This window comes from Mycolicibacterium fallax (assembly GCF_010726955.1).
Classification (GTDB): domain Bacteria; phylum Actinomycetota; class Actinomycetes; order Mycobacteriales; family Mycobacteriaceae; genus Mycobacterium; species Mycobacterium fallax.
This window is the reverse complement of record NZ_AP022603.1, coordinates 3,235,404-3,260,189: the sequence shown is the minus strand read 5'-3', so window position 1 is coordinate 3,260,189 and position 24,786 is coordinate 3,235,404. Positions and strand designations below refer to the sequence as shown.

Here is a 24,786-nt window from a genome sequence, read left to right as displayed (position 1 = left end):
TCCTACCCGACGCAGGACCCCGTCGGCACCCGCTCGGAGTTGCCGACCTTGTCCCGCTGCCGGCGGACCTCCTCGGCGGTCAGCACGAAACCGGTGTCGTCGTCGTCGACGGCGGCGCCGAACACCACCCCGAGCACCCGGCCGCTGCGGTCGATCAGTGGACCACCGGAGTTGCCCTGCCGGACCGTGCCGCGGATCGTGTACACCTCGCGGTTGAGGGTGGTGGTGCGGTAGATGTCCGGGCCGTTGAGCTCGATGACCTCGCGCACCCGGGCCGGGGTGGCTTGGAAGTCGCCGCCGCCGGGATAGCCGAGCACGATGGCGTCGGTGCCGGGGTCGGCCCGGTCGTCGTTGAACTCCAGCGCGGCGGCCGGCAGTTCCGGCACCGCCAGGATGGAGATGTCGGCGTTGGGGTCGTAGGCCACCACGGTCGCGTCGTAGCTCTGCCCGTTGGATTCCACGGTGACCGAATCCGAACCGGCCACCACGTGCGCGTTCGACATCACCCGGTTGGGCGCGAAGACGAACCCGGTGCCCTCCAGCACCTTCTGGCAGCCCGGCGAGACGCCGCGGATCTTCACCACCGAGGGGCGCACCGTCTCGACGATCAGGCTGGTCGCCAGGGCCGGGTCCGGGGCGCTGATCTCGGCGATCGGGGTGCGCCCGAACGGCTCAAGCACGCTGGGCATGCCGGAGGTGTTCCACAGCGCCGAGAGTCGCTTGGGCACCTCGCGCAGCCACTCCGGGGCCAGCGAGTCGGCGTAGCCCCACACCACCGAACCGCGCACCGCGTTGGCCAGGTTCGGCTGGCCCGAGGTGGTCAACGGGGTGGCCAGCAGCCAGGTCGCGGCCAGCACCAGCACCAGTTGCACGGCCACCCCGACGACCGAGTCGACCACCCGCAGCACCGGGTTCTCCAGCGCCGCGCGGACCGCCCGCCCGACCACCACGCCGGCGATCTCGCCGATCACCACCAGCGCCAGGATCAAGAACAGCGTCGCGAACAGCTTCATCCGGTCGCCGTCGATGCCGGACACCAGGTGCGGCGCCAGCAGCACGCCGGCCACCGCGCCGAGGACCACGCCGACCAGCGACATCAGCGAGCCCAGCGCGCCGGAGCGCCAGCCGGACACCGCGGCGACGAACGCCACCGCAACGATCGCGATGTCCAGCCACTGCGACGACGTCATCGGGTCAAGTCCTCTCCACCGACGAGCGCCATCGCATCATCGAGTTCCATCACACGCTTACTGTCCCAAGGGCGCGCCCACCCGGCGGCATCGAGCATCGCCGAGATGACGTGCGCGGTGAAGCCCCACACCAGCATCCGGTTGAGCAGAAACGCCGGCCCGGCCATCCGCTTGCTGCCGGTGGCGCGGTACACCATCAGCCGATTCTCCGGGTTGACGAACGCCCGCAGCGGCACCCGGTCCACCATCGCCGTCTCCGCCGGGTCCATCACCGTGACCGGGCCGGGGTCGGCGGAGTACGCCAGCACCGGCACCACGTGGAAGTTCGACGGCGGGATGAACATCTTGTCCAGGGTGGCAAATGTGCGCAGCCGGGAGGTGTCCAGGCCGGTCTCCTCGGCGGCCTCCCGCAGCGCCGTCGACACCGCGCCGGCGTCCTCCGGGTCGGCGGCACCGCCCGGGAAGGCGGCCTGCCCGGCGTGGTGGCGCAGTGTGGAGGCGCGGACGGTGACCAGCAGGTCGGCGTCGGCGGGCGGGCCGCCGTCGGGCCCGGCGTCGGGGGCACCGGAGAACAGCACCAGCACGGCGGCGTCGCGCCGGGTCCCGGTCAGCGACGCGGTGGCGCTGGCCGCGGTGATCGCGGCCAGGACATCCAGCGGCACCCGGCGGCGATAGGCCTTGGGCACCCCGTCGAGATTGTCGACGAGCGGGCGCAGCCAGGCCGGGGACACCTCGGGGGACCCGGGCATCGGCATGCGCACCACCTCTTCGTCGTTCCGGACCGCACCGGCCACCGGCATTACCGGGGCTTCTCCAGCGCCGCGGCGACCGCGGCCTCGACCTCGTCGGCGTGGGCGAATTCCCGCGGCAAGATCTGGGCAACGGTACCGTCCGCGCGCAGCACGACGGTGGCGGGCATCACGTTCGGAACGCCCAGCGCACCGGCGATGCGACGGTCGGCGTCCTGCAGGGTGGGCAGCCGCACGCCCAGTTCGGCCAGCCGGGCGACCCCGGCCGCCTCGTTGCGATCCTGGTGCACGGTGACCACCGTGACGGTGTCCCCGGCGCGGCGCTGGTACTCGGCCAGCGCGGGCAACTCGGCCGCGCACGGCGCGCACCAGTACGCCCACAGGTTCAGCACCACCGGGGTGCCGACGGCCAGCGCCGGGCCCACCCGGACCGGGTCGCCGTCGGCGGCGCAGGCCACGGTGACCTCGGCCAGCGCGGCGACCTCGGTGCCGTCGCCGCCGGACGGACACGGCGGCAGCGCGGCGTCGGCGCGGGCCTGGGCCAGCGCCGCGGCGTCGACCGCCGGGGCAGGGGCGTCCGGCTCGGCCGGCGACCCGCGCAGTTCCAGCACAAACACCGCGACCAGCGCGACCAGCACGGCGATCACCGCGATCATGGTGCGGCCGGTGCCGGTCATCTACTGCCCCGCCAGCGCGAGCAGGTGCTCGGTCTCCGGGCCCCGGACCAGCTTCGCCGCGGTCGGCGGGTCGGTCGGGCCGATGCCGTAGGACGGGCAGTCCGAGGCCAGCACGCACACCCCGCAGGCCGGCTTGCGGGCGTGGCAGACCCGGCGGCCGTGGAAGATCACCCGGTGGCTGAGCAGGGTCCATTCCTTGCGCTCGATGAGTTCGCCGACCGCCTTCTCCACCTTGACCGGGTCCTCCTCATCGGTCCACGCCCAGCGCCGGACCAGCCGGCCGAAGTGCGTGTCGACGGTGATGCCGGGGACACCGAAGGCGTTGCCGAGCACCACGTTGGCGGTCTTGCGGCCGACGCCCGGCAGCGTGACCAGCTCCGCCATCGCGGCGGGCACCTCGCCGTCGAACCGTTCCACCAGGGCCTGGCCCAGCCCGATCAGCGCGGACGTCTTGTTGCGGTAGAAGCCGGTCGGGCGGATCAGCTCCTCCAGCTCGACCCGGTTGGCCGAGGCGTAGTCCAGCGCGGTGCGGTATCGAGCAAACAGGGCCGGGGTGGTCAGGTTGACCCGCTTGTCGGTGCTCTGGGCGCTCAGGATGGTCGCGACGGTCAGTTCCAGCGGGTTGGTGAAGTCCAGTTCGCAGTACACCTGCGGGAACGCGACGGCCAGTTTCCGGTTCATCCGCCGGGCCCGTCGGACCAGCCCCAACCGGGTCTCCTGCTTGGCCTTCGTCACCCGTCACAGGGTAGGCGATGCCGACGCGCCGAAGTGCGACCGAGCGGTCGGCAAAACGTGATCGCCCTGAGATATTGCCGGTGTTAACTGCGATTCGTGTCATGGTTGATCCCCACGCTGGTCCCCAGCCTGCTGATGCTGGGGACGTTCGCGCTGGAGCGCGTGGAGAAGCTGCTCGGCAAACTCGACGACGGCGAACGGGAGTTGCTGGAGTTGATCGAGCGGAGCCGGCCGCGCGCCATCGGGGGCGCGCCGGCCAATTCCGGGCCGCCGTACCCGCTGATGAGCGTGCTCGACGAGCCGGGGCTGCCGACCCGAGTTTTCCGCCCGGCGGCGATGAATCCGCAGTTTCAGCCGACTCGGCGCACCAATGATGTGTAGCGTGACCTCGTTGCCGGTGTGACGACCTTTACACTGGCCGAAGCGCTGCCGATTCCCACACTGGTCGGCGCGTATCAGACCACCAGAGAACTGTAGAGGGGCAACGTGGACGAGATCCTGGCCAGGGCCGGAATCTTCCAGGGAGTCGAACCCACCGCCGTCGCCGCGCTGACCAAACAGCTGCAGCCCGTCGACTTCCCTCGGGGACACACCATTTTCGCCGAGGGCGAGCCGGGCGACCGGCTCTACATCATCATCTCCGGCAAAGTGAAGATCGGCCGCCGCTCGCCGGACGGCCGGGAGAACCTCCTGACCATCATGGGCCCGTCGGACATGTTCGGCGAGCTGTCGATCTTCGACCCGGGCCCGCGGACGTCGTCGGCGACCACCATCACCGAGGTGCGGGCGGTCTCGATGGACCGCGACGCGCTCAAGGCGTGGATCCAGGACCGCCCGGAGATCGCCGAGCAGCTGCTGCGGGTGCTGGCCCGGCGGCTGCGTCGCACCAACAACAACCTCGCCGACCTGATCTTCACCGATGTGCCGGGCCGGGTCGCCAAGCAGCTGCTGCAGTTGGCCCAGCGGTTCGGCACCCAGGAGGGCGCCGCGCTGCGGGTCACCCACGACCTGACCCAGGAAGAGATCGCGCAGCTCGTCGGCGCGTCGCGGGAGACGGTGAACAAGGCGCTGGCCGACTTCGCCCAGCGCGGCTGGATCCGGCTGGAGGGCAAGAGCGTGCTGATCAGCGACAGCGAACGGCTGGCCCGCCGAGCGCGGTGACGCCGCAAGCTCGGTAGCCCTTTCCGCAGAGCGCGGCAGCCCTTTGCCGCCGAGCGCTCAACCTGGTACGTGACACTCCGATGTGGGTGTACACGGTTGCGCGCTGGGCGACGGTCCTTTCCGCGAGCGCTCATCCCTGCACGCGACACGCCGATCTGGGTGTACGTAAGTGAGCGCTGGGCGACGACGGCTGCTCCGGCGCGGGGCGCTGGGCGACGGCGGCTGCTCCGGCGCGGGGCGCTGGGCGACGACGGCTGCTCCGGCCCGCTAGCCGCGCAGGTAGTCCAGTTGGGCGCGCACCGACGATTCCGCGACGTCCCACAGGTTCTCGTCGACATCGGTGTAGACGTGCTCGACGACCGCCCGCGCGCCGGCGTCCTCGCCGATCTCGCGCAGCGCCGCGCGGATCTGGTCCAGCCGCTGTTGCCGGTGCTCCCGGTACATGTCGGTGACGGCCACCAGGTCGGGCAGGTCGGGGCCGTGTCCGGGCAGCACCCGCAGCGGCCCGAGCGCGCCGAGCCGGTCCAGCGAGTCCAGGTAGTCCCGCAGCCCGCCGTCCTCGCTGTCGATGACGGTCGTGCCGCGGCCCAGCACGGTGTCGGCGGTGAGCACCGCGCCGTTTTGCCCGCGGGTGCCCTCAAGCACGAACGAGACCGAGTCGGCGGTGTGGCCCGGGGTGGCCAGCACGGTGATCCGCAGCCCGGCCGCGTCGATCACCTCGCCGTCGGTCAGCGGGCCGCCGAGCCCGCGCAGAAAACCGCTGCCCACCGAGCGCACCACGGCGCCGGTCGCCGACACCATGGTGTCGATGCCGTCGGTGTGGTCGCCGTGCCGGTGACTGATCAGCACCAGCGCGATGCGGCCCAGCTCGGCCAGCCGGGCCAGGTGCTCGTGATCGTCGGGACCGGGGTCGACGACGACCATCTCGTCGGCGCCGGGCCCGCGCAGCACCCAGGTGTTGGTGCCCTCCAGGGTCATCTTGCCCGGGTTGTCGCACAGCAGCACCGAGGCCGTGTCGGTGACCGGCCGCAGCACGCCGTAGGCCGGGTGCTCGGTCGGCGCGGCCATCGCGGCTACCTGACCTCGACGATCAGCTCGACCTCGACCGGGGCGTCCAGCGGCAGCTCGGAGACCCCGACCGCCGAGCGGGCGTGCGCGCCGGCCTCGCCGAAGATCTCGCCGAGCAGCTCCGAGGCCCCGTTGACGACGCCGGGCTGGCCGTTGAAGCCGGGTGCCGACGCGACGAAGCCGACCACCTTGACCACCTGCACGATCTGGTCGATGCCGACGATCGAGTCGACCGCGGCCAGCGCGTTGAGCGCGCAGATCCGGGCCAGCTCGGCGGCGTCGCCGGGGCTGACCGCGGCGCCGACCTTGCCGGTGGCCAGCAGCGCGCCGTCGCGCACCGGCAACTGGCCCGCGGTGTAGACCAGCTCGCCGACCCGCTTGGCGGGCAGGTAGGCGGCCAGCGGCCGAACCACCTCGGGCAGCGAGTAGCCCAGTTCGGCGAGGCGCTCGGACGGTTTCGCCGCCATGCTCACTTCGGCCGCTTCAGGTAGGCCACGTGCTGTTCGCCGGTCGGGCCGGGCAGCACGGAGACCAGCTCCCAGCCGTCGGCGCCCCACTGATCGAGGATCTGCTTGGTGGCGTGGGTGAGCAGTGGAATGGTCGCGTATTCCCAGGCTTGCGGTTGGGTCATATTGCCGAGCTTAACGCCGCCCCCAGCGCCGTTGTTTAGGCTGCTCTCATGGCGCCCCCTTCTCCCGTCGGTTGGCCGACCCGGTTGTCCGAAGTTCGGCTGCATTTCGTGAGCGGCAAGGGCGGCACCGGCAAGTCGACCGTGGCCGCGGCGCTGGCCCTGCGGCTGGCGGCGGGCGGCCGCAAGGTGCTGCTGGTCGAGGTCGAGGGCCGCCAGGGCATCGCGCAGCTGTTCGACGTTCCGCCGCTGCCCTACCAGGAGACCAAGATCGCCACCGCCGATGGCGGCGGCGTGGTCAACGCGTTGGCGCTGGACATCGAGTCGGCGTTCCTGGAATACCTCGACATGTTCTACAACCTGGGTCTGGCCGGCCGGGCGATGCGCCGGATCGGCGCCATCGAGTTCGCCACCACCATCGCCCCGGGCCTGCGCGACGTGCTGATCACCGGAAAGATCAAGGAGGCCGTCACCCGGGTCGACAAGTCCGGCCGGCCGGTGTACGACGCGGTGGTGGTCGACTCCCCGCCGACCGGGCGGATCGGCAAGTTCCTCGACGTCACCAAGGCGATCTCCCAGCTGGCCAAGGGCGGGCCGGTGCACGGTCAGGCCGAGGGCGTGGTGAAGCTGCTGCACTCCGACCAGACCGCCGTGCACCTGGTGACCCTGCTGGAGTCGCTGCCGCTGCAGGAGACGGTGGAGGCGGTCGGTGAGCTGCGGTCCTTGGAGCTGCCGGTGGGCGCCGTCATCGTCAACCGCAACATCCCGGCGTTCCTGCCGATGGAGGTGCTCGAGCCGGCCGCCGACGGCGACCTGGACGCCACGACGATCCGGGCCGAGTTGGCCGGGGTAGGCATCAACCCGTCCGACGAGGACTTCGCCGGCCTGCTGACCGAGACCATCGAGCACGCGTCGCTGATCCGGACCCGCGCCAACAGCGCCGCCGCGCTCGACGACGTCGAGGTCCCCCGACTGGAATTGCCCGCCATCAACGACGGCGTCGACCTGGGCAGCCTCTACGAACTGGCCGAGGTGCTGGCCGAGCAAGGAGTGCGGTGATGACCGGCACGCACAAGGCCCTCGACCTGGGCGCGATCCTGAAAGACCGGGCCAACCGGGTGGTGGTGTGCTGCGGCGCCGGCGGCGTCGGCAAGACCACCACCGCCGCGGCGATGGCGCTGCGCGCCGCCGAGTACGGCCGCACCGTCGTGGTGCTGACCATCGATCCGGCCCGGCGGCTGGCCCAGTCGATGGGCATCACCGATCTGGGTAACACCCCGCAGCGGGTGCCGCTGCCCGAGGAGGTGCCCGGCGAGCTGCACGCGATGATGCTCGACATGCGCAGCACCTTCGACGAGATGGTGATCGAGAATTCCGAGCCCGGGCTCGCCGAGAGCATCCTGAACAACCAGTTCTACCAAACCGTGGCGACCTCACTGGCCGGCACGCAGGAGTACATGGCGATGGAGAAGCTGGGCCAGCTGCTGGCCCAGGATCGCTGGGACCTCGTCGTCGTCGACACCCCGCCGTCGCGCAACGCGCTGGACTTCCTGGACGCGCCCAAGCGGCTCGGCAGCTTCATGGACGGCCGGTTGTGGCGGCTGCTGCTGGCCCCGGGCCGCGGTATCGGGCGGCTGGTGGCCGGCGCCGTCGGGCTGGCGATGAAGGCGATGTCGACGGTGCTCGGCTCGCAGATGCTCGCCGACGCCTCGTCGTTCATCCAGTCGCTCGACAGCACGCTGGGCGGGTTCCGGGATCGCGCGGACCGCACCTACGAGCTGCTCAAGCGGCGCGGCACCCAGTTCGTGGTGGTCTCGGCGGCCGAGCCGGACGCGCTGCGGGAGGCGACGTTCTTCGTCGACCGGCTGTCCCAGGAGGCGATGCCGCTGGCCGGGCTGATCCTGAACCGGACCCATCCGACGCTCTCGGCGCTGACCGCGGAGCGGGCGATCGACGGGGCCATCGAGCTGGAAAGCACCGACCCGGCCTCGCTGGGCGCGGGGGTGCTGCGGATCCACGCGGATCGGGCGCTGACGGCCAAGCGGGAGATCCGGCTGCTGTCGCGGTTCACCGGGGCGAACCCGCACGTGCGGATCGTGGGTGTGCCGTCGCTGCCGTTCGATGTGTCGGACCTGGATGCGCTGCGGGCGATCGCCGATCAGATCACCGGGGAACTGCAGGCCGGCTGAGCGCGGTCAGCTGACGCTGCGGTGCTTCCGCTGGGCGGCAAAGAAGTCGGCCCAGGAAACCACCTCGGGGTGCTGCTTGAGCAGGGCGCGGCGCTGCCGCTCGGTCATGCCGCCCCAGACGCCGAACTCGACGCGGTTGTCCAGCGCGTCGGCGCCGCATTCGCTGATCACCGGGCAGTGCCGACAGATGACGGCGGCCTTGCGCTGCGCCGCGCCGCGGACGAAGAGCTCATCGGGATCGGCGCCGCGGCACCGGGCCTTGGAGACCCAGGCAATTCGGGCTTCGGCCTCGGCGCCCTGAAGGACACCGTTGACCGCCGACATGTTGGTCCTGCGCGATGCTGGCCGGCTCACTGACACCTGCGATCCCCTATCGCTCTGGCCGCCCGAGGCGGCGCTCCTACGGCTCAGACCGTTACGTAAACGCCATTGCGATCTGCGCCACAGTGCATATACGTGTGTTACGTATGTCGCATTGTGTGTTTAAGTTAGGCCCGCGGGGCCACGGAATGCAACACCGGGCCCCGCACTTTTTTGGGACGGCCGTCTCGGCCCGGCCGAATCACGGTTCTACCGGCCAGTACGGGAGTCCCTGCCGGGCCACGAACACCGCCGTTACGCTGTAGCCATGTCGGACCGTCCGCAACTCGCGGGGACCATCGTGAAGCTGGCCTGGTGCTGCCTGCTCGCCAGCGTGCTGGTGGCCGCGATGCTGTTCCCGATCGCCGGGATCGTCGGGCTGGCCTCCAACCGGGCCACCGACGTGGTGGCCAACGGGTCGGCGCAGCTGCTGGAGGGCGACGCGCCCGCGGTGACCACCATGGTCGACGCCAAGGGCAACACCATCGCCTGGCTGTATTCGCAGCGCCGGTTCGAGGTGCCCAGCGAGAAGATCGCCAACACCATGAAGCTGGCGATCGTCTCGATCGAGGACAAGCGGTTCGCCGAGCACAACGGCGTCGACTGGAAGGGCACGCTGACCGGCGTGGCCGGCTACGCCTCCGGTGACGTCGACACCCGCGGCGGCTCCACCATCGAGCAGCAGTACGTGAAGAACTACCAGCTGCTGGTGCTGGCCCAGACCGACGCCGAGCGCCGCGCCGCGATCGAGACCACCCCGGCCCGCAAACTGCGCGAGATCCGGATGGCGCTCACCCTGGACAAGACGTTCACCAAGCCGGAGATCCTGACCCGCTACCTGAACCTGGTGTCCTTCGGCAACGGCGCCTTCGGCATCCAGGACGCCGCCCAGACCTACTTCGGCATCGACGCCATCAACCTGAACTGGCAGCAGTCGGCGCTGCTGGCGGGCCTGGTGCAGTCGACAAGCGCGCTGGACCCCTACGTCAACCCCGACGGCGCGCTGGCCCGGCGCAACATCGTGCTCGACACCATGATCGAGAACGTCCCGGCCAAGGCCGCCGAACTACGGGCCGCCAAGCAGGAGCCGCTGGGCATCCTGCCGCAGCCCAACGAGCTGCCGCGCGGCTGCATCGCCGCCGGCGACCGGGCGTTCTTCTGCGACTACGTGCAGGAGTACCTGGCCCGCGCCGGCCTGAGCAAGGAGCAGGTCTCCAAGGGCGGCTACCTGATCAAGACGACGCTGGATCCCGACGTGCAGGCCACCGCCAAGGGCGCCGTCGACCAGTTCGCGCCGACGGACGCGGCGGGCGTCGCCAGCGTGATGAACATCATCCGGCCGGGCAAGGAGAGCCATCCGGTGCTGGCGATGGTCAGCAACCGCACCTACGGGCTGGACGACGCGCTCGGGCAGACCATGCAGCCGCAGCCGTTCTCCCTCGTCGGCGACGGCGCCGGATCGATCTTCAAGGTGTTCACCGTGGCCGCGGCACTCGAGCTGGGCATGGGCACCAACTTCATGCTCGACGTGCCGAACCGCTTCGACGCCAAGGGCCTGGGCAGCGGCGGCATCAAGGGCTGCCCCAAGGACACCTGGTGCGTGCAGAACTCCGGCGGCTCGTCGTACCGCTCGCCGATGAACGTCACCGACGCGCTGGCGACGTCGCCGAACACCGCGTTCGCCAAGCTGATCTCGCAGATCGGGGTGCCGCGCACCGTCGACATGGCGATCAAGCTGGGCCTGCGGTCCTACGCCGACCCGGGCACCGCCCGCGCCTACGAGAACGACAAGAACGAGAGCCTGGCCGACTTCATCAAGCGGCAGAACATCGGCTCGTTCACCCTGGGGCCGTTCGCGGTAAACGCCCTTGAGCTGTCGAATGTGGCCGCCACACTGGCCTCCGGCGGCACCTGGTGCCCGCCGAACCCGATCGAAGAGGTCACCGACCGGCACGGCAAGAAGATCTCGGTGACCACCCAGACCTGCGAGCAGGTGGTGCCCGAGGGGCTGGCCAACACCCTGGCCGTCGCGCTGAGCAAGGACCACCTGGGCAGCGGCACCGCCGCCCCGGCCGCCGGCAGCGTGGGCTGGGACCTGCCGATGTCGGGCAAGACCGGCACCACCGACGCGCACCGCTCGTCGGGCTTCCTGGGGTTCACCAACACCCTGGCCGCAGCCAACTACATCTACGACGACTCCAACAACCCCGGCGAGCTGTGCTCGTTCCCGCTGCGACAGTGCGGCGACGGCAACCTGTTCGGCGGCAACGAGCCGGCCCGCAGCTGGTTCGCCGCGATGAAGCCGATCGCCACCAACTTCGGCGACGTGGTGCTGCCGCCGACCGATCCGCGGTTCGTCGACGGCGGCCCGAACTCGCGGGTGCCCAACGTCGCCGGGCTGACCCAGGAGCAGGCCCGACAGCGGCTCACCGAGGTCGGCTTCCAGGTGGCGGAGAACCCGTCGTACGTCAACAGCTCGTCGAGCTACGGGACGGTGACCGGGACGACGCCGAACGGCCAAACCATTCCGGGCTCGATCGTCACCATCCTGCTGAGCAACGGCGTCGCGCCGGCCCCGCCGCCGCCCCCGCCGCCGCCGGTGGGGCTGCCGATGCCCCCGCAGGAGTTCGGTTCCACGGTGGTGGAGATTCCGGGTCTGCCGCCGATCACCGTGCCGGTGCTCGGGCCGCCGCCGCCACCGCCGCCGCCGTAGGCCGCGGGCCGGTGCGACCGTGAACCCGGGTGCCGGTGGCAGCCGGGCAGTAGGCTGAGGCCATGCCCGCAGTTCTGCCCGCCCTCAAGACCACGGCCGCGGTGTCCCTCGGTGCTGCAATCGCTGGTGTCGGTTACGCCTCGCTGATCGAACGCAACGCCTTCGCGCTGCGCGAGGTCACCATGCCGGTGCTCTCCCCCGGCTCCACCCCGCTGCGGGTGCTGCACCTGTCCGACATCCACATGCGGCCGGGCCAGCAGCTCAAGCAGGCCTGGCTGCGCGAACTGGCGTCGCTGGAGCCGGATTTCGTCGTCAACACCGGCGACAACCTGTCGCATCCGCGCGCCGTGCCCGCGGTGGTGCAGGCGCTCGGCGACCTGCTGGCGGTGCCCGGGGTGTTCGTGTTCGGCAGCAATGACTACTTCGGGCCGACGCTGAAGAACCCGGCGAAGTACCTCACCGACAAGGACCACCGGGTGCACGGCAACCCGCTGCCGTGGCAGGACCTGCGGGCGGCGTTCACCGAGCGCGGCTGGCTGGATCTGACCCACACCCGCCGCGAGATTGAGGTGGCCGGGCTGACCATCGCCGCGGCCGGCGTCGACGATCCGCACATCGAGCGGGACCGCTACGACACCATCGCCGGGCCGCCGAACCCGGCGGCGAACCTGCGCCTCGGCGTGGTGCACGCGCCCTACACCCGGGTGCTGGACCGGTTCGCCGACGACGGCTACCAGCTGATCATGGCCGGGCACACCCACGGCGGGCAGCTGCGCCTGCCGTTCTACGGCGCGCTGGTCACCAACTGCGATCTGGACCGCACCCGGGCCCGGGGCGCCTCGCGGTGGGGCACCGACACCGCGCTGTACGTGTCCGGCGGGATCGGCACCTCGCCGTTCGCGCCGCTGCGGTTCTGCTGCCGCCCGGAGGCCACCCTGTTGACGCTGACCGCGGCGCCCACCGGCGGGCGCGACGCCGACCTCGGGCTGGACCGCAAGCGGCCCACGGCGGTCAGTACCGGCTGACTGACGAGCGGGCGAGGAACGAGCCCGCGAGGAAAGGTCAGCCGTAAAGGCGCCGGCTGACTGACGAGCGGGCGAGGAACGAGCCCGCGAGGAAAGGTCAGCCGTAAAGGCGCCGGCTGACTGACGAGCGGGCGAGGAACGAGCCCGCGAGGAACCGGGTGGGCCGGCTCAGCGCAGCACGCCGCGCCCGGCGAGCACCCGTGCGCGCTTGGGCGCGGCGGTGTCGTTGTAGTCGTCGATCTCGGCGTCGGCCGACTCACGGGTGAGCCCGAGCCAGAGCGCCGCGAGGACAAAGAAGCCGCCGTAAATGGTCGCACCCAGAGCGGTCATGATCGCCCACTTCCTTCCCAGCAGGTGTGGTCCTGTCAAAGGTTGCGTTGTCTGCTGCGTATAACCTCCCCGACACTCCGCGTTAATCCCGAACCGTTACGTGATCGCCCTCGGCGACCGCCTCAAGTGTGGCCCCGACCACCGACAGGAGGGCGTTTGGCTTCCGGGGGTATCGGTGCGATACGCTGTCCAGGCTTCACTCGGGGTGTGGCGCAGCTTGGTAGCGTGCTTCGTTCGGGACGAAGCGCAGCCCTCCCCGGAATCCCCAGTCACGACCACCTCGACCGCTCTTATCGGCGGTGTTGCATACGGTGGTGTGACATCCTCTACTGCCCTCTACGAACCATCCGGTGACCCCGGCCGTGACCCCGGGTGACGGTTTCGAACTTGTGTGCGAACGATCCTCGGTGATTAACTTGAATTTCGATACCCCCCCGGGTATCAGCCACAACGCCGGAAGGAGCACGACATGAACGCCAACATCACCGACCAGATCCAGGCCGACCTGACCGACCACGCCGAGGGCACGAAGCTGCACCACACCAAGACCAAGCGGCTCGCCAAGCTGGGTCTGATCGAGGCAGACGGCACGCTGACCGTCACCGGCCAGCAGGTGCTGCGGGAGACCCTGGACGCCGACCAGGCCGAGGCCGACGCGCAGACCGAGATCGAGGACATGGCCGCCGACGAGCTCGCCGACGCCAAGCCGGTCAAGGCCAAGCGGACCCGCAAGCCTGCCGACCTGAACGCCTGCCACTGCGGCTGTGGAGCGACCACCCGGAGCCTGTTCGCACAGGGTCACGACGCGCGGTACGCGGGGATCGTGGGTCGCCGAGTTGCCGAGACCGCGCCGATCACCGCCGACACACCTTGGCTGGACGCCGAGGTCAGCCGCCACATGGTCGGATGCTCAGATGCCCTGATCCGTAAGGCGATTCGAGTCGCGGTCAACCACCGCACGAAGCTGGCCAAGCGTGCCAGCTGAGCCAGCGCGCCGACAGGAGGGCTCTCCGGACAGACCCGGGGAGCCCTCCTGCTGTCTGGCGACCCCGCACCCCGGCAGAGGTACCGGGACAGTGGTCCGAGTGCGACGGAGGACAACGGAGACACCCGGACGACGCCAGCGGAGCGCCCAGGCGGTACCCGAGAGATGGGGTTACCCCTGATTCTCCGGCACTTTGAGTACACAAGCCGCCATTGCCCATATGGATTGCGGAGTAGGGGGAAGGAGGTTATTCCCCCCTGGGTACAGGTCAGGCGAGGTGGCTGTCGGGTTGCCGACCCCGACCCGCGTTGCGGGTGCCACCTCGCCTGTTGGTGTTGACCGGCCCCGACGCCTGCGGCAGCACCCGCACAGCGCCGGGACCGGTCGTCGCGCTCAAGCGTGGGCCAGCGCCGGGTCGTGAAAGGAGTCGACCTGGCACCGACCCGCGAGCGCGGGTCTTACTAGCTGACCACCAGCCCTGTACCACCCACCAGCAGCTCACCGGATCCGGACAGCACGCCTGCCGGGTGACCGATGGTGAACTTGCCGTCTGCGCTCGTCACGGTCCACGCGTCAGCCAGCAGTCCGTCATCGAGTGCGACCAGTGCGGTCTTGACCGCGCCAGCGTTGGCGTTGTGCGCGATGGCTGCGGTCGTGCGACCACGGAAGGTCAGGCTGTAGGTGCCATCGGTCGCCCCACCGAGGTCCAGGATCGAGCTGCCGGTCACCCCGTCGACGTAGAACCGACCCAGGCGCTCCGGCCGGGTCAGCACGTGACCGACCCGCCAATCCGACCGGACCGCCACCGCGATCTTCTGGAACCCGGCGTCGTAACTCACGTCGGCGCGCAGTGGGCTGTAGACGGCGGCCACGACCTTGGGATCGACCAGCAGGCCGACACCCTCGGGCACAGCCTTGTTGGTGCGGACCTCGCGACCGAGCAGCAGCCGCTGGGTGTCGCTGGTGCCGAGGCCGAGCAGGGACTCATTCGACCCCGAGGCGCGGACCACGCGCTGCAGGGCTGCCCAGGTGCGAGGTGCCATCAACCAATGGTCCGGGTCTGCGCCGAGGGTCTCCAGGTCGGCGGCCAGGTCGCTCAGCGCGAACAGGTCGTCGCCCACGGTGGCCTCGGTCGCGCCAGCGGCGGCCAGGATGCCGGTGCTGGCGTCCACGTCGGTCAGCAGCACCCGGTCGGCGCGACGGGTGATCGAGCGCGCGATGCTGGCGGCCAGCACGCCACCGAAACCCTCGGTCTCGTACTGGGCGCGCGAGACCTCCTGGTACGCCGCGACGGTCGTGGTCTGGACGGTTACCTCGGCGGTCCCGGCCTCCGACAGCGGGATGGTTTCGAGCTCGCGCACGGTGCTGGCGTCATCGTCATTCACCAGGCCGATGCGCAGGGACGCTTCGTCGTTGGTCAGCTCGCCACGGTTCTGCGCTGAGGTGAGGTACAGCGCGTCGGCGACCACCTGGTCGGCCTCGATCAGGGTCGAGTCCGGATGGAACGGCTTCGCGGTGGTCTGGCTTGAGTGAGCTTCAGCGGTCATGTTTGCCTCCAGAGGCTAGTCAGGTGCGTCGATTTGAGGACCGGCCGGGACCACCGGGGCCACGGCCGTGAGCGCACCTGGCGCTGTGGAGGTGGAGCGTTGACCACCGGGGTCGCAGCTCCACCTCCCATTCAACCATCAGCGTCGGCGGCCGGTGAACGCCTCGGCGAGTGTGTTCGCGGCTCTGCGCTGAGATGGCGTGCCCTGCTGCGGATTTGGCTGTGGTCCGGGTCGGATCCCAAACTCCGCTTTGAGAGCCTCGGCGGCTGCGGTCACCTTGCCCAGGTCGATCACCCCAGACTCGTCGCGCAGTTCGTCCAGCGGCGGTCCGGCGCGGTTGAACACCGCTGGCGACACCCCGGTCGGGTCGAGTGCAGCGGCAACCATCGACTGGTCAACGGCGGCAAGGCGGTCGGTCAACTCGGTCACCTTGGCCTCGGCGTCTTTGGCACGCTGGCGCAGGTTCTGGGCCTCCCGGCGCAGCTTACGCACCGGCTCGTCGTCTCCGGTGGTGTCCTCCTGGCCCTCCGCTTGCCCGTCGTCGGCCTCGGAAGGCTGCTCCGGGGTGTCGGCCCCGTCCGGGGTTCCCGGTGTCTCCGTGGGCTTTCCGTCGGTCTGGTCGTCGTCGGCCGGGTCGGTCTTGGGCTTGGTGGTCACTGGTCGGTCCCTTCGGTGAGCTGTTGGATGTCGCGGGCCATCTGCGCACCCGTGCGCGCTGTCTCACAGATCGTGTACAGCAGCCGGTCCGTGGTCACGCCCTCGACCGGATCCTCGGCGGCGTAGGCGACGGCGGCCACCAGCGCCTCGGCCGCGATGGTGACCATGCCGTTAACCAGCGCCGGACCGTGGCCGGTCGATTCGGCGTACGAGATCGTCCGGTTGACCAAGTTCATCTGCCCCGCCATCGCGGCCGCGATCACCGCTGCCGCGCGGACCACGCCTTCGTACATCTGGGCGTCGGTGGGTCGGTCGTTGTCGGTGGTCACTTGGTCTCCTTGTGGTAGTTGAACTGGGCGCGGATCTCGGCCGCGTAGTGGTCGTTGAGGCGGTCGAGCAGTTTGTTCAGCGTCGTCGGCGGCTGGTCGAACGTGGCGAGGTTGGTCAGTGCGTTGGTCGCGATGATGGCCAGTGCCGCGACCACGTGTTGGCCTTGGCCATCGTGGATCCGCTCGGTCTGCCACAGTTCCTCGGCGTGGACGTAGTCGCCCTCTGCGACAGCGCGCACGATGGCGACGGCGGTCAGTCCGCCAGCGATCGACCACTGATGCGGGTCGAGTTCAGGTCGGTTGTCGGTCACTTCTAGCTCTCCTTCGGTTGGGTCGGGATGGTGGCCAGCCGGTACATCCGGTCGGCACTTCGTTCGATCTCCTTGCGCTGCGTCATCGCATTGAGCGCCGGACCTACTCGGCTGGCGGACAGGCCGCGATCTGCAGCCAGTCGGTACAGCTCGGTGTCGGTCAGTGGGCCACGGTCCAGCCACGCGTGCACGATCCCGATTGCCTGACTCAGTGGGTGAGTGGTCGAGGCTTGCCTGTCACGGCCGATGGGCGCCACGAGTTCTCCTGTCTGTCGATGTTGTTGGGGGTCAGGGTGTTTCGGCACAATTGCGCCCGGTCCCTGTGCACTGTGCCCACTGTGCCCCCTAAGGGGGCGGCACAGTCGGCACAGTGCTGGACGGGGGGTGTGCGGCACATATGTGCCCGATCGGGCACAGTTCGTGGCCTGCTGCCAGGCAGTCGGGCAGACAGTAGGCAGGGGGGCTCTTCCGGGAGGATGGCCCCCCCTGCTGACTCGCGTGCCGGGTCCGGAGAGGGGGTTACCCTTCTGCCCGGGGTGGCTGCTCCGCCGCAGGTCAGAGGGGGTGGTCAGGGGCGGGCAATAGTCGGTAGGCGGTCTTAGGATCTGGTCCCCTCGTGAGAACGCCCATCCGACTACTGCCCGACCCTGCCCGCTCACGACTCTCCCTGGTCGTCGTCGGCCGTGCGGAACCTCACGCCGTGCCACTGAGAGACCTTGGCGCTAGGTGTTTTCGGTGCTTTCTGCCAGCGTGGAAACGACAGCTGCTTGGGTCGCACTCGGGTCTTGGTCAGCCCGTGTTGTTGTGCCAACCGGTGGGTCTGCAGCCGCTCGGTGAACGTCTGGTCAGACCACTCCGCTTGCCCGTGGTTGGCCAGCCACTTCTGAAACTCGCCGAACACGTCTGTGGACTTGACCGACCACGCCCGGTCGAACACCAACTCGTCGTCGGCGAACAGCGCCAGCAAGTCCACGCCGTGTCGCCACTCTTCGGTGTCGGCTTGGACCTGGTCGGGCACTGGCGGCAGGTGTTGGGAGTCGGTGCCTCCGTACAGGCGGACCGCTCCGGCCACCAACCAGGCAAGCGCTGCCTCGTGTTGCTTGTCGGTGTTGTCGCGAACCCGCTCGCGCAGCCCAGGTGCGCCACGCAATTCGGTCTTGAGCCGCTTCGGCTGGCCCGGCTTGAGGTACCGAAACGGGAAGGTCACCAAGACCAGTCGTCGCCAGGTGCCGTGGTCGGTCTCGGCCACTCGTGGCAGGTGGTTGGTCACGATGATCGGAGTGTGAGTCGGCAACCACGAGATGGTGTCCTCGCGGATCCGGCGCGCGGTGATCTTGTCGGTGCCGACCACCCGCTTGAGCCGGTTCTCTGACAGCGGGCCGGGTGGCAGCTCTTCCAGGACCGCGCAACGCAACCCGCGTAGGTCGGTGAGCTCGGTCGGGTGGTCGCCCGCTCGTGCGGTCAGCACTCGGTCGCTGATGTCGCCGGAGTAGTCACCCAGTGCGAACCGGAACGCCAGCAAGGTCGACTTACCGTTCTCCCCTCCGCCGTGCCAGACCATGAGCAGGTCGTCACCCGGCGGTACGCCGGTCAACGCCTGACCGAGTCGGACCTGCACCCACGTGACTACCTCCGGCGGCAACGCCTGTAACGCCTTATCCCAGTCCGGGTGTCGCGCGTCGGGCCGGTACTCGACGGTGGTCATCTTGGTCAGCAGCAAGTCCGGGTTGTGTGGTCCCAGCTCGCCGGTGCGCAGATCGACCACGCCGTTTGGGGTGTTGAGCAGGTGTGCGTGCTCGCGTGAGTCAAACCGGCTGGCGTCCTCGTGCAGCAAGCCGCGTAGGAGACCCTTAACTGCTCGGATGCGGCCACCCGACAGCAGACCGGCGAGCCGCTTTCGGCGGTCCGACTCGGCGTGCGGTGCCTCTTCGGCGAACAAGTCAGTCAGCTGGGTTTGAACTTCGGTGGTTAGCTCGTCGTCGGTGACAGGTCGCCACACTCGGCCGTCGTAGTGGTGCCAACCCAGACCGGACACGCACCGGTAAAGCGGGCGCATCCGTTGCGCCAGGTACGCCGACACCGGCGAATCGTCCAGCCGCAGGCGACCGTCGTGGTGGCGTAGTTCGAGGTCGGTGTAACGGGTCACGAGCTAGTCTCCTGGGTGAACTCCTGGTTGGCCCACTCCGCCAGTTCGGCGGTGTTGGCGGGGTCGAGGCCGACGTGCCCGGCCGCCTCGACCAGAGCGCCGACCGCGTGCTGCAGTTCCGCGCCGGTGAACGTCCGGTGCGCCTCACACAGCGCCCAGCGCAGGAACCCGCGCCGACCGTCACCGGGTCGTTTGACGCTCAGCAGACGCGCCAGCCGGGTGGGGTCCGCGCCGGAGGGAAGCCCCCTCTGTGGGCCGGACGGCGGGGACGCCTGACGCTGCGGCCGGGTCACCAGCGGCAGCCACTGCGACGGCAGGGTCGGCAGGTCAGCAGGGGGGGTTTCCCGAGACAGGCGGTAGGTGTGGCCGCCGACCACCGACCCGGGTGCCAGCACGAACCCTCGGTGACTCTTGAGGTCCACCTTGACCCCGACCAGCTGAGCGCGCAGGTCCACCGGCTGCGGTAGCCGGTAGTACAGGTGGACCCCGCGCCGGGTGTGGACTGTCCGCGTGTCCGGCGTCGCGAGTCGCCTTGCTGCACACCAGGACTCGAATGTCACCGGGTCGTCTACGTCCAACACAACAACGCTCTCGGGTGGTCTCACCCCGGCGTTGGCCTCTGGCGTCTCCCGTGCCCAGCGGGACACCACGGCGGGGTCGTCGGTGGCGTCCAGGTGCCCGTGCGACCCGGCGTAGGGGGTCTTGGTACCCGGCACGAGCGGGAAGACCTGCCAGCCCTCGGCCGCCAGTGTGGGCGCGATCCGCGCGAACACTCCGCGCGTGTTTGGCAGCTCGTTAAGCTGCATGGTTTCCTGGTTGTGAGGCATCTTGGGGTGTCTCCTTCTCAGTCCTCTTGCGCGGACGGTTTGAGTGGCCGGTGTTGGGTGATCCCCGACCCCGGCCATTCGGCTATTTGGAGGTCGGGCGCTGCCGTCAACTGACCGCGCGCGTCTCGGAGGTGTCCACCGCGCACTGCTGGGTGAACTCGTCCAGGTCGGACTGGCGGTAGACCACCTTGTGTCCAAAGCGCAGGTAGCGCGGTCCCCGGTCGGTCCTGCGCCAGTACTCGAGCGTCCGCTGGGCCAGACCCATGTACTCGGCGGCCTCGGGGGTGGTCAGTCGGGGGTCGGTGTGCGGTTTCACTTGGGGTGTTCCTCTCGTCGGCGGTGTGTCGCACCGTTTGGTGCGACACCAGTCGACCATACGATTTAAGCGGACCGCAACCAGCCACACCGATCGTGAGCCCGCTTTGGCCAGCGGTGTTGTTTCAGACGGTACGACAGGTAGTACCATAGCGTGCTACACTGGCCTGGCGCGGAGATCCCACGCACCGACCGACTGAGAGGACACCCCAAATGACCGAGACTTCGATCCAAACCACGCGGCGTCGCATGATTGAGCTGGCCGACGACACGTCGGGTCACCCCTGGCAAGCTTCGCTCACGGAGACAGAATCCGAAATCTATTCCGCCGGAGCTGATTTGGCAGCGTTGGCGAGCCTTCTCATCGCAGAGGCGTGTGACGTCACTCTCTCCACAGCGTTTGAGCGGTTAAAGACCGAGTTCATCCGTTACAGCGATGACGTCGACTCCGTGCACGCTCGCGCGGCGCGGCGGCGGAACACCATGGGGGTGCTCCCGTCCAAGCTGATGATGTGCCCGTCTACCCATGACTTCCTCTGATGGCAGGTCCGAAGGTTGAGAGCCTCGGCCGGGTGGTCGGCCGCAACGTCCGGCGACTACGCGCCGACCGTGAGCTGAGTCTGGATGACGTAGCCGTCACCGCGCGCCAACTCGGGTTCGGTTGGTCCGGTAGCCGGGTCAGCGCGATTCAGCGTGGGGAACGCGACCCCAAGCTGTCCACCGTGCTGGCGCTGGCGAGGGTGCTGGAGTGCGAGATCTCCGAGCTGCTGCAGACCGACGCCGAGCGCGTGGATCTGGGAGAGGTCACCGTGGCCACTGCCGACCTGGCCGGGTTGTTCGGTCCGGTGCCATCGCTTGAGCCCAGCGACCCGATGACGCCGGACGAGTGGGCAGCGTTCAGCGGCTGGGCCAGCGCCGACCAGATGGCAACCACCCTGGGGGTCCCGGCCGACACCCTGTACGCGATGAGCCTGCGGTCTGGGTTGACCGAGCGCCGGACGGCACGCGCGCTCGATCTCGATGAGAACGTGCTGAACGCGGTCACCCACACGCTGCTGGAGACCGGCCGCACCTTCAGCGAGATCCGCGACCACCTCGCCGAGGTGCAGCACCGCTCGCCGGGTGACGTGACCGCCGAGCTGCGCGCCCAGCTCGCCGAGCACATCGCCGACTGGCCGGACTCGCGCCGGAATCCAACCCACTACCCACCGGATCCCACCTGATCCCACAGCGACCCTCGGTCATTCGACCGGGGGTCGCTTTAGTTGCCCACCCATTCAAGGAGACACCATGAGCAGCATCGAGAAGTACACCCTGAGCAGCGGCCAGCTGCGGTACAAGGTCCGATATCGCGACCCGGACGGCCGCCAGCACCAGCGCAAGGGCTACCGCACTATGAAGGAGGCCAAGCTGGCTGCTGCGCAGCTGGAGGTCAAGGTCGCCTCCGGTCAGTGGATCGACCCGCGTTCCGGCCAGATCACGGTTGGCACGCTGTGGCCGGACTACCTGGCCGGACTGGCTCACATCAAAGCCACCACCCGCGCGACCCGCAAAGGTGCCTGGAAGGTACAGGTCAAACCACGCTGGGAGTCGGCCGAGGTCGGCAAGATCCGGCCGAGCCAGATCCGGACCTGGGTCGGGCAGATGTCGGCAGACGGAGCCGGACCGGCCACCATCGAGAACGCGCTGGTGGTGCTGCGAGGCATCCTGGCAGTGGCGGTCCAGGATCGGCTGATCGAGTCGAACCCGGCGACCGGAGTCCGAGCACCTCGACGCACCCCGAAGGTCAAGCGGTACCTGACCCACCGGCAGGTGGCGCTGGTCGCCGAGGCTTGCTCCACTCCCGAGGACACCCTGATCACCGAGTGCCTGTGCTACTTCGGACTGCGCGCCGGGGAGCTGTTCGCGCTGCGGGTCGAGGATGTGGACTTCCTGCGTCGGCGAGTGAACGTCAACCGGTCGGTCACCGACGTGCGCGGCGAGGGTCTGGTGTGGAGCGCGACCAAGACCTACGAGGCCAGGTCGGTGCCGATCCCGGCGCACCTGCTGCAGCCGTTGAGCGTCCAGGCCACCGGCCGCGCCCGGGACGATCTGCTGTTCGGCAACGGCACCACGCCGATCCGGGTCAACAACTGGCGGCGTCGGGTGTGGCATCCGGCCCTGGCTGCCGCGCGCAAGCTCGACGACTCGATCCCGACGCTGACCGTGCACGATGCGCGGGCCACGGCGGTCAGCCTGGCGATCTCGGCGGGCGCATCGTTGAAGGCGGTCCAGCTGCTGGCAGGTCACGCCAGCGGAGCGGTCACCGCCGACGTGTACGCCTCGCTGCTGCCCGACGACCTGGATCGGGTGTCGGCCGCAGTGGACGCCCAGCGCGCGGCTGACCTGGCTTGTGACCCCGCTGTGACCCCGGTGGTCAGCCAGTGACCCGTGCAGACCGTCCAGGGATACCGATTATGTGCCCTGACCGGCCATACCGTATTGTGATCGCGGAACACGGGGTGTGGCGCAGCTTGGTAGCGTGCTTCGTTCGGGACGAAGAGGTCGTGGGTTCGAATCCCGCCACCCCGACAGAAAGAAACCCGCTCTGACCTGGTAAAACAGGACAGAGCGGGTTTCTCTATTTGAGTGTCAGAACGGTTTGAGTGTCAGTGGAGTGTCAGGAAAAAAGTTCGACCCCTCACCGAACAGTCCCCGCATTCGGTGTTTATTCCTTCGTGTGAGCGCCGTTTCTCACGGGAACCAAGCCCTACAACCCCCTCATCCCGCTGCGCCAACGGGCGGGGACGTGACACCTGGCGCATGTCCGACCATCGAGCGAAGCTGCTGGGCATGTATGAACTCACCTGGCGCTACGGGGACGAGCATGTGACCGTCCCGCTGCGTGACCTCACTCCTGACGGGCTGTTAGACGCCGCCGCGAATGCCGACATGGACTACAGCATCTTCAGCGACCTGTTCCTGGTTCGGCTGCTGTACAGCCTGACCTACCAGGTTCTGACTCACGGGCGAGCCGAAGTCAGCGTGGACGGTGTAGGCGAGCTGGTGGTGCGCCGTGCCGCTTGAGGGCTTCCCCTGGACGTGGACAGCCGAGGACGTGGCGAACCCGTATGACCCGACCCCGTTCACCGATGCCGACGAAGAGACCGTCTGGTGCCGCGTGACCATCACCCTGCCCGATGGGACGACCCGAACAGCAACGGGCAACTACCTGAACCTGGAGGGCTACCCCGTTATGCGTTGCGGGATCGAAGAAGCCGCCGACGAGCTGGGACTGGAGCGCCTACTAGCCGACACCGACAAGTACGTCACCATCTGCGAGTGGGTTGACCGCGACCTGAGCTGGCGGCCGTTCGCCCGTCTGCGCTGTCCCGAGCTGACCATTCACATCGAGCTGACGGAGCCGAACCGATGACCCCGCCGCCTGTCACCGTGACCTATAACCGAGTTCTGAGCGTGAGGGGGAGGTTCCTGCGCGAGGACGGAACGATGGACATGCCCAAGCTGCGGGCTGCCCTGGACTTGCCCACATACGTAGACCTGGCTGACCTGAACTTCCTGGTACCGCGTTCGGTGTCCGTGAGCGTGACGACCGCTACCTGGACACTCACCGTCGAAGTTCACCGATGAATCTCATCTTCACCGACCCCGAGGACTGCTACCCCTGGACGGACGCTGCGAGGTGGACACCAACCGACCTGGACAACCTGGATGAGCTAGACCCCGTACCTGAACCGCCGTTGTCCCCGCCGCCTGTGCATGTCGAGGGGGAGCTGCTCACGGGATACACCCGAGACCGCAAGTTTCTGGCGTGGGTTCAGATAGGCGATCCTTTCGCTGTCGGTGTCGAGGGCTTCTGGATGGGAGACGGCGACCTCATCGACCAAGCGCGACGGGAACGGGCTGCGCTGTCCGACCCCGACGACATCGGAGACCTAGCTGGTGTTGTTGTCCGTGTCCTCGGCGCTGGCGCTAAACCTGACTGGTACACGAAGACTCTGGCTCTGATGGCTACCCACCGCGTGACGGTGTACAGACGCGGTTAACAGGCGCGGGCTGCGTGTCTACGTGTATGCCCCTGGGAAATCCCACACGGGAAATCCACGGGGCTATACCTCATCTGACCTGCACCTATCTACGTCCCAGGGGTTAAGCGAAGATAAGCCCCAGCGGCCGGTTCGGTATGAACAGCCGCTGGGGCATGGGAATGATCAGGACTTACGATCCCGTGTAGCTGTTGCAGTGCGCGGCTGACTTCTTGTACCAGCCCTCGGAGAAGGCGACGATGCGGTTGCGAACCTTGTCCGCCGTGGCGCGGGTGAATCCATAGACGTGGTTCGAAGCGATGCCCCAGCGCTCGTCGGTGATCTCGGGAGCGTAGTCCGCCGCGAAAACACCTGCCAGACAGTCAGCTTGAAGCTCGCGATGCTTGTTGTCACGGAGGTTGCCCTGCGCCTCCTGCACCGCATGTCCATACTCATGTGCGAGGAGCATGACGGAAGCAGCCTTCGCGCCAACTTCGGAGTTGTTCACTAGCTCGCCAAAATGGGTTTTATCCCAAGCAAGTTCGTCAATCTCGCCGCGTGTTCGGTCACAAAACACACCTTCGGGCTGGTGCCTACTCGCACACATCGGGGACTGCTCGCCTGCGCTGGATTCCCAATAGGTATAGCGCATCGGCTTCGTGACGGCTCCGCTCTTATCCCAGAAGGTGACCAGCGCGCTGAGCGTGTTCTGCGCCAGCGTGTCCAAGTAGTCCCCCGTGCTCCCCTCGATGGTGACGGGGACACGGGCGGGTTCGGCTGTTGTCGTGGCGGTAGTCGTGGTGACGCTGCGTGATGGTG

The 24,786-nt window shown here is 68.7% G+C and carries 31 protein-coding genes and 1 tRNA gene; 14 read left to right on the top strand and 18 right to left on the bottom strand.

Annotated features, from left to right (window positions below; translation table 11 throughout):
• Positions 1 to 2: 2 nt before the first annotated feature.
• Genes marP through nth form a run of 4 tightly spaced genes read right to left on the bottom strand, consistent with a single transcriptional unit; the run spans position 3 to position 3,297 of the window.
• A complete protein-coding gene (gene marP, locus G6N10_RS15600) occupies positions 3 to 1,190 on the bottom strand; it encodes an acid resistance serine protease MarP (protein ID WP_085094993.1) in 1,188 nt (395 codons plus the stop codon).
• The gene (locus G6N10_RS15595; RefSeq protein WP_085094996.1) at positions 1,187 to 1,990 is read right to left on the bottom strand and encodes an NUDIX hydrolase; all 804 of its coding nucleotides are present in this window, start codon (positions 1,988 to 1,990) and stop codon (positions 1,187 to 1,189) included. The genes marP and G6N10_RS15595 overlap by 4 nt, the downstream gene beginning before the upstream one ends.
• A complete protein-coding gene (locus tag G6N10_RS15590; RefSeq protein WP_085094998.1) occupies positions 1,990 to 2,616 on the bottom strand; it encodes a TlpA disulfide reductase family protein in 627 nt (208 codons plus the stop codon). The genes G6N10_RS15595 and G6N10_RS15590 overlap by 1 nt, the downstream gene beginning before the upstream one ends.
• The gene (gene nth, locus G6N10_RS15585; RefSeq protein ID WP_085095104.1) at positions 2,617 to 3,297 is read right to left on the bottom strand and encodes an endonuclease III; all 681 of its coding nucleotides are present in this window, start codon (positions 3,295 to 3,297) and stop codon (positions 2,617 to 2,619) included. It lies immediately after the preceding gene.
• Positions 3,298 to 3,447: 150 nt separating this feature from the next.
• Between nth and G6N10_RS15580 the strand changes: the two genes are divergently transcribed.
• Positions 3,448 to 3,732: a hypothetical protein gene (locus tag G6N10_RS15580; RefSeq protein ID WP_133055114.1), complete on the top strand. Its 285-nt coding sequence runs from the start codon at positions 3,448 to 3,450 to the stop codon at positions 3,730 to 3,732.
• 105 nt (positions 3,733 to 3,837) lie between these two features.
• A complete protein-coding gene (gene crp, locus G6N10_RS15575; protein WP_085095002.1) occupies positions 3,838 to 4,512 on the top strand; it encodes a cAMP-activated global transcriptional regulator CRP in 675 nt (224 codons plus the stop codon).
• Positions 4,513 to 4,779: 267 nt separating this feature from the next.
• Here crp and G6N10_RS15570 read toward each other — a convergent pair whose 3' ends face one another.
• Genes G6N10_RS15570 through G6N10_RS15560 form a run of 3 tightly spaced genes read right to left on the bottom strand, consistent with a single transcriptional unit; the run spans position 4,780 to position 6,211 of the window.
• Positions 4,780 to 5,580, bottom strand: a complete 801-nt coding sequence (locus G6N10_RS15570; RefSeq protein WP_085095004.1) for an MBL fold metallo-hydrolase — start codon at positions 5,578 to 5,580, stop codon at positions 4,780 to 4,782.
• A gap of 5 nt (positions 5,581 to 5,585) precedes the next feature.
• Positions 5,586 to 6,047, bottom strand: a complete 462-nt coding sequence (locus G6N10_RS15565; RefSeq protein WP_085095006.1) for a RidA family protein — start codon at positions 6,045 to 6,047, stop codon at positions 5,586 to 5,588.
• 2 nt (positions 6,048 to 6,049) lie between these two features.
• The gene (locus G6N10_RS15560) at positions 6,050 to 6,211 is read right to left on the bottom strand and encodes a Sp36 family protein (protein ID WP_109750471.1); all 162 of its coding nucleotides are present in this window, start codon (positions 6,209 to 6,211) and stop codon (positions 6,050 to 6,052) included.
• A 48-nt stretch (positions 6,212 to 6,259) separates the two neighbouring features.
• On the opposite strand from G6N10_RS15560, the gene G6N10_RS15555 reads away from it, so the two are divergent.
• Positions 6,260 to 7,267, top strand: coding sequence for an ATPase BagA (locus tag G6N10_RS15555; RefSeq protein ID WP_085095008.1), 1,008 nt, complete (start codon positions 6,260 to 6,262; stop codon positions 7,265 to 7,267).
• Entirely contained in the window at positions 7,267 to 8,397 is a 1,131-nt protein-coding gene (locus G6N10_RS15550) for an ArsA family ATPase (protein ID WP_085095010.1), read from the top strand. The genes G6N10_RS15555 and G6N10_RS15550 overlap by 1 nt, the downstream gene beginning before the upstream one ends.
• 6 nt (positions 8,398 to 8,403) lie before the next feature.
• Here G6N10_RS15550 and G6N10_RS15545 read toward each other — a convergent pair whose 3' ends face one another.
• On the bottom strand, positions 8,404 to 8,757 hold the full coding sequence (locus tag G6N10_RS15545) for a WhiB family transcriptional regulator (RefSeq protein ID WP_085095012.1): 354 nt from the start codon (positions 8,755 to 8,757) through the stop codon (positions 8,404 to 8,406).
• Positions 8,758 to 9,025: 268 nt separating this feature from the next.
• Here G6N10_RS15545 and ponA2 point away from each other — a divergent pair, with 268 nt between their 5' ends.
• Both ponA2 and G6N10_RS15535 read left to right on the top strand, forming a co-directional pair.
• Positions 9,026 to 11,470, top strand: a complete 2,445-nt coding sequence (gene ponA2 / locus G6N10_RS15540) for a transglycosylase/D,D-transpeptidase PonA2 (RefSeq protein ID WP_085095014.1) — start codon at positions 9,026 to 9,028, stop codon at positions 11,468 to 11,470.
• A gap of 62 nt (positions 11,471 to 11,532) precedes the next feature.
• Positions 11,533 to 12,495, top strand: a complete 963-nt coding sequence (locus tag G6N10_RS15535) for a metallophosphoesterase (protein ID WP_085095016.1) — start codon at positions 11,533 to 11,535, stop codon at positions 12,493 to 12,495.
• 168 nt (positions 12,496 to 12,663) lie between these two features.
• Here G6N10_RS15535 and G6N10_RS15530 read toward each other — a convergent pair whose 3' ends face one another.
• Entirely contained in the window at positions 12,664 to 12,825 is a 162-nt protein-coding gene (locus G6N10_RS15530) for a hypothetical protein (protein ID WP_163742530.1), read from the bottom strand.
• A gap of 469 nt (positions 12,826 to 13,294) precedes the next feature.
• On the opposite strand from G6N10_RS15530, the gene G6N10_RS15525 reads away from it, so the two are divergent.
• Positions 13,295 to 13,810 carry a hypothetical protein gene (locus G6N10_RS15525; RefSeq protein ID WP_085095018.1) on the top strand — a complete coding sequence of 172 codons (516 nt, stop codon included), beginning with the start codon at positions 13,295 to 13,297 and terminating at the stop codon, positions 13,808 to 13,810.
• Between the two features lie 461 nt (positions 13,811 to 14,271).
• Here G6N10_RS15525 and G6N10_RS15520 read toward each other — a convergent pair whose 3' ends face one another.
• The 8 genes from G6N10_RS15520 to G6N10_RS15485 form a co-directional block, all read right to left on the bottom strand.
• Entirely contained in the window at positions 14,272 to 15,357 is a 1,086-nt protein-coding gene (locus tag G6N10_RS15520) for a phage major capsid family protein (RefSeq protein ID WP_085095020.1), read from the bottom strand.
• Between the two features lie 138 nt (positions 15,358 to 15,495).
• Positions 15,496 to 16,014 carry a hypothetical protein gene (locus tag G6N10_RS15515; protein ID WP_085095022.1) on the bottom strand — a complete coding sequence of 173 codons (519 nt, stop codon included), beginning with the start codon at positions 16,012 to 16,014 and terminating at the stop codon, positions 15,496 to 15,498.
• Positions 16,011 to 16,343: a hypothetical protein gene (locus tag G6N10_RS15510; RefSeq protein WP_085095024.1), complete on the bottom strand. Its 333-nt coding sequence runs from the start codon at positions 16,341 to 16,343 to the stop codon at positions 16,011 to 16,013. Before G6N10_RS15510 ends, G6N10_RS15515 begins: the two co-directional genes overlap by 4 nt.
• Positions 16,340 to 16,654, bottom strand: a complete 315-nt coding sequence (locus tag G6N10_RS15505; RefSeq protein WP_085095026.1) for a hypothetical protein — start codon at positions 16,652 to 16,654, stop codon at positions 16,340 to 16,342. Before G6N10_RS15505 ends, G6N10_RS15510 begins: the two co-directional genes overlap by 4 nt.
• Before the next feature lie 2 nt (positions 16,655 to 16,656).
• A complete protein-coding gene (locus tag G6N10_RS15500; RefSeq protein ID WP_085095028.1) occupies positions 16,657 to 16,845 on the bottom strand; it encodes a hypothetical protein in 189 nt (62 codons plus the stop codon).
• Between the two features lie 464 nt (positions 16,846 to 17,309).
• Entirely contained in the window at positions 17,310 to 18,800 is a 1,491-nt protein-coding gene (locus G6N10_RS15495) for a DNA primase family protein (RefSeq protein WP_085095030.1), read from the bottom strand.
• Positions 18,797 to 19,606 (bottom strand): bifunctional DNA primase/polymerase, encoded by an 810-nt coding sequence (locus G6N10_RS15490; RefSeq protein ID WP_163742527.1) that lies wholly within the window; start codon positions 19,604 to 19,606, stop codon positions 18,797 to 18,799. Before G6N10_RS15490 ends, G6N10_RS15495 begins: the two co-directional genes overlap by 4 nt.
• 127 nt (positions 19,607 to 19,733) lie before the next feature.
• A complete protein-coding gene (locus G6N10_RS15485; protein ID WP_197745645.1) occupies positions 19,734 to 19,943 on the bottom strand; it encodes a helix-turn-helix transcriptional regulator in 210 nt (69 codons plus the stop codon).
• 212 nt (positions 19,944 to 20,155) lie between these two features.
• Between G6N10_RS15485 and G6N10_RS15480 the strand changes: the two genes are divergently transcribed.
• The 7 genes from G6N10_RS15480 to G6N10_RS15450 all read left to right on the top strand — a co-directional run bounded on the left by G6N10_RS15480 (position 20,156) and on the right by G6N10_RS15450 (position 23,988).
• Entirely contained in the window at positions 20,156 to 20,482 is a 327-nt protein-coding gene (locus G6N10_RS15480) for a hypothetical protein (RefSeq protein ID WP_085095036.1), read from the top strand.
• Positions 20,482 to 21,165 carry a helix-turn-helix domain-containing protein gene (locus tag G6N10_RS15475; protein WP_085095038.1) on the top strand — a complete coding sequence of 228 codons (684 nt, stop codon included), beginning with the start codon at positions 20,482 to 20,484 and terminating at the stop codon, positions 21,163 to 21,165. The genes G6N10_RS15480 and G6N10_RS15475 overlap by 1 nt, the downstream gene beginning before the upstream one ends.
• A gap of 67 nt (positions 21,166 to 21,232) precedes the next feature.
• Complete coding sequence (locus G6N10_RS15470) at positions 21,233 to 22,369, top strand: tyrosine-type recombinase/integrase (RefSeq protein ID WP_085095040.1); 1,137 nt, start codon at positions 21,233 to 21,235, stop codon at positions 22,367 to 22,369.
• A gap of 70 nt (positions 22,370 to 22,439) precedes the next feature.
• Positions 22,440 to 22,513 (top strand) — tRNA-Pro (locus tag G6N10_RS15465).
• Positions 22,514 to 22,744: 231 nt separating this feature from the next.
• Complete coding sequence (locus G6N10_RS15460; RefSeq protein ID WP_163742525.1) at positions 22,745 to 23,008, top strand: hypothetical protein; 264 nt, start codon at positions 22,745 to 22,747, stop codon at positions 23,006 to 23,008.
• Complete coding sequence (locus G6N10_RS15455; RefSeq protein WP_085095044.1) at positions 22,998 to 23,357, top strand: hypothetical protein; 360 nt, start codon at positions 22,998 to 23,000, stop codon at positions 23,355 to 23,357. Before G6N10_RS15460 ends, G6N10_RS15455 begins: the two co-directional genes overlap by 11 nt.
• 211 nt (positions 23,358 to 23,568) lie before the next feature.
• Complete coding sequence (locus G6N10_RS15450; protein ID WP_085095047.1) at positions 23,569 to 23,988, top strand: hypothetical protein; 420 nt, start codon at positions 23,569 to 23,571, stop codon at positions 23,986 to 23,988.
• Between the two features lie 172 nt (positions 23,989 to 24,160).
• Here G6N10_RS15450 and G6N10_RS15445 read toward each other — a convergent pair whose 3' ends face one another.
• Positions 24,161 to 24,694 carry a hypothetical protein gene (locus G6N10_RS15445; RefSeq protein WP_133055115.1) on the bottom strand — a complete coding sequence of 178 codons (534 nt, stop codon included), beginning with the start codon at positions 24,692 to 24,694 and terminating at the stop codon, positions 24,161 to 24,163.
• Between the last annotated feature and the right edge of the window lie 92 nt (positions 24,695 to 24,786).

Excerpts from the sequence above, each read along its gene's own strand:
- G6N10_RS15565 (WP_085095006.1), bottom strand. The coding sequence starts at position 6,047 with ATGGCGGCGAAACCGTCCGAGCGCCTCGCCGAACTGGGCTACTCGCTG.
- G6N10_RS15460 (WP_163742525.1), top strand. The coding sequence starts at position 22,745 with ATGTCCGACCATCGAGCGAAGCTGCTGGGCATGTATGAACTCACCTGG.
- G6N10_RS15450 (WP_085095047.1), top strand. The coding sequence starts at position 23,569 with ATGAATCTCATCTTCACCGACCCCGAGGACTGCTACCCCTGGACGGAC.
- G6N10_RS15590 (WP_085094998.1), bottom strand. The coding sequence starts at position 2,616 with ATGACCGGCACCGGCCGCACCATGATCGCGGTGATCGCCGTGCTGGTC.
- G6N10_RS15550 (WP_085095010.1), top strand. The coding sequence starts at position 7,267 with ATGACCGGCACGCACAAGGCCCTCGACCTGGGCGCGATCCTGAAAGAC.
- G6N10_RS15525 (WP_085095018.1), top strand. The coding sequence starts at position 13,295 with ATGAACGCCAACATCACCGACCAGATCCAGGCCGACCTGACCGACCAC.
- G6N10_RS15595 (WP_085094996.1), bottom strand. The coding sequence starts at position 1,990 with ATGCCGGTGGCCGGTGCGGTCCGGAACGACGAAGAGGTGGTGCGCATG.
- G6N10_RS15560 (WP_109750471.1), bottom strand. The coding sequence starts at position 6,211 with ATGACCCAACCGCAAGCCTGGGAATACGCGACCATTCCACTGCTCACC.
- G6N10_RS15570 (WP_085095004.1), bottom strand. The coding sequence starts at position 5,580 with ATGGCCGCGCCGACCGAGCACCCGGCCTACGGCGTGCTGCGGCCGGTC.
- G6N10_RS15475 (WP_085095038.1), top strand. The coding sequence starts at position 20,482 with ATGGCAGGTCCGAAGGTTGAGAGCCTCGGCCGGGTGGTCGGCCGCAAC.
- G6N10_RS15535 (WP_085095016.1), top strand. The coding sequence starts at position 11,533 with ATGCCCGCAGTTCTGCCCGCCCTCAAGACCACGGCCGCGGTGTCCCTC.
- G6N10_RS15530 (WP_163742530.1), bottom strand. The coding sequence starts at position 12,825 with ATGACCGCTCTGGGTGCGACCATTTACGGCGGCTTCTTTGTCCTCGCG.
- marP (WP_085094993.1), bottom strand. The coding sequence starts at position 1,190 with ATGACGTCGTCGCAGTGGCTGGACATCGCGATCGTTGCGGTGGCGTTC.
- G6N10_RS15470 (WP_085095040.1), top strand. The coding sequence starts at position 21,233 with ATGAGCAGCATCGAGAAGTACACCCTGAGCAGCGGCCAGCTGCGGTAC.
- nth (WP_085095104.1), bottom strand. The coding sequence starts at position 3,297 with ATGAACCGGAAACTGGCCGTCGCGTTCCCGCAGGTGTACTGCGAACTG.
- G6N10_RS15490 (WP_163742527.1), bottom strand. The coding sequence starts at position 19,606 with ATGCAGCTTAACGAGCTGCCAAACACGCGCGGAGTGTTCGCGCGGATC.
- G6N10_RS15555 (WP_085095008.1), top strand. The coding sequence starts at position 6,260 with ATGGCGCCCCCTTCTCCCGTCGGTTGGCCGACCCGGTTGTCCGAAGTT.
- ponA2 (WP_085095014.1), top strand. The coding sequence starts at position 9,026 with ATGTCGGACCGTCCGCAACTCGCGGGGACCATCGTGAAGCTGGCCTGG.
- G6N10_RS15480 (WP_085095036.1), top strand. The coding sequence starts at position 20,156 with ATGACCGAGACTTCGATCCAAACCACGCGGCGTCGCATGATTGAGCTG.
- G6N10_RS15520 (WP_085095020.1), bottom strand. The coding sequence starts at position 15,357 with ATGACCGCTGAAGCTCACTCAAGCCAGACCACCGCGAAGCCGTTCCAT.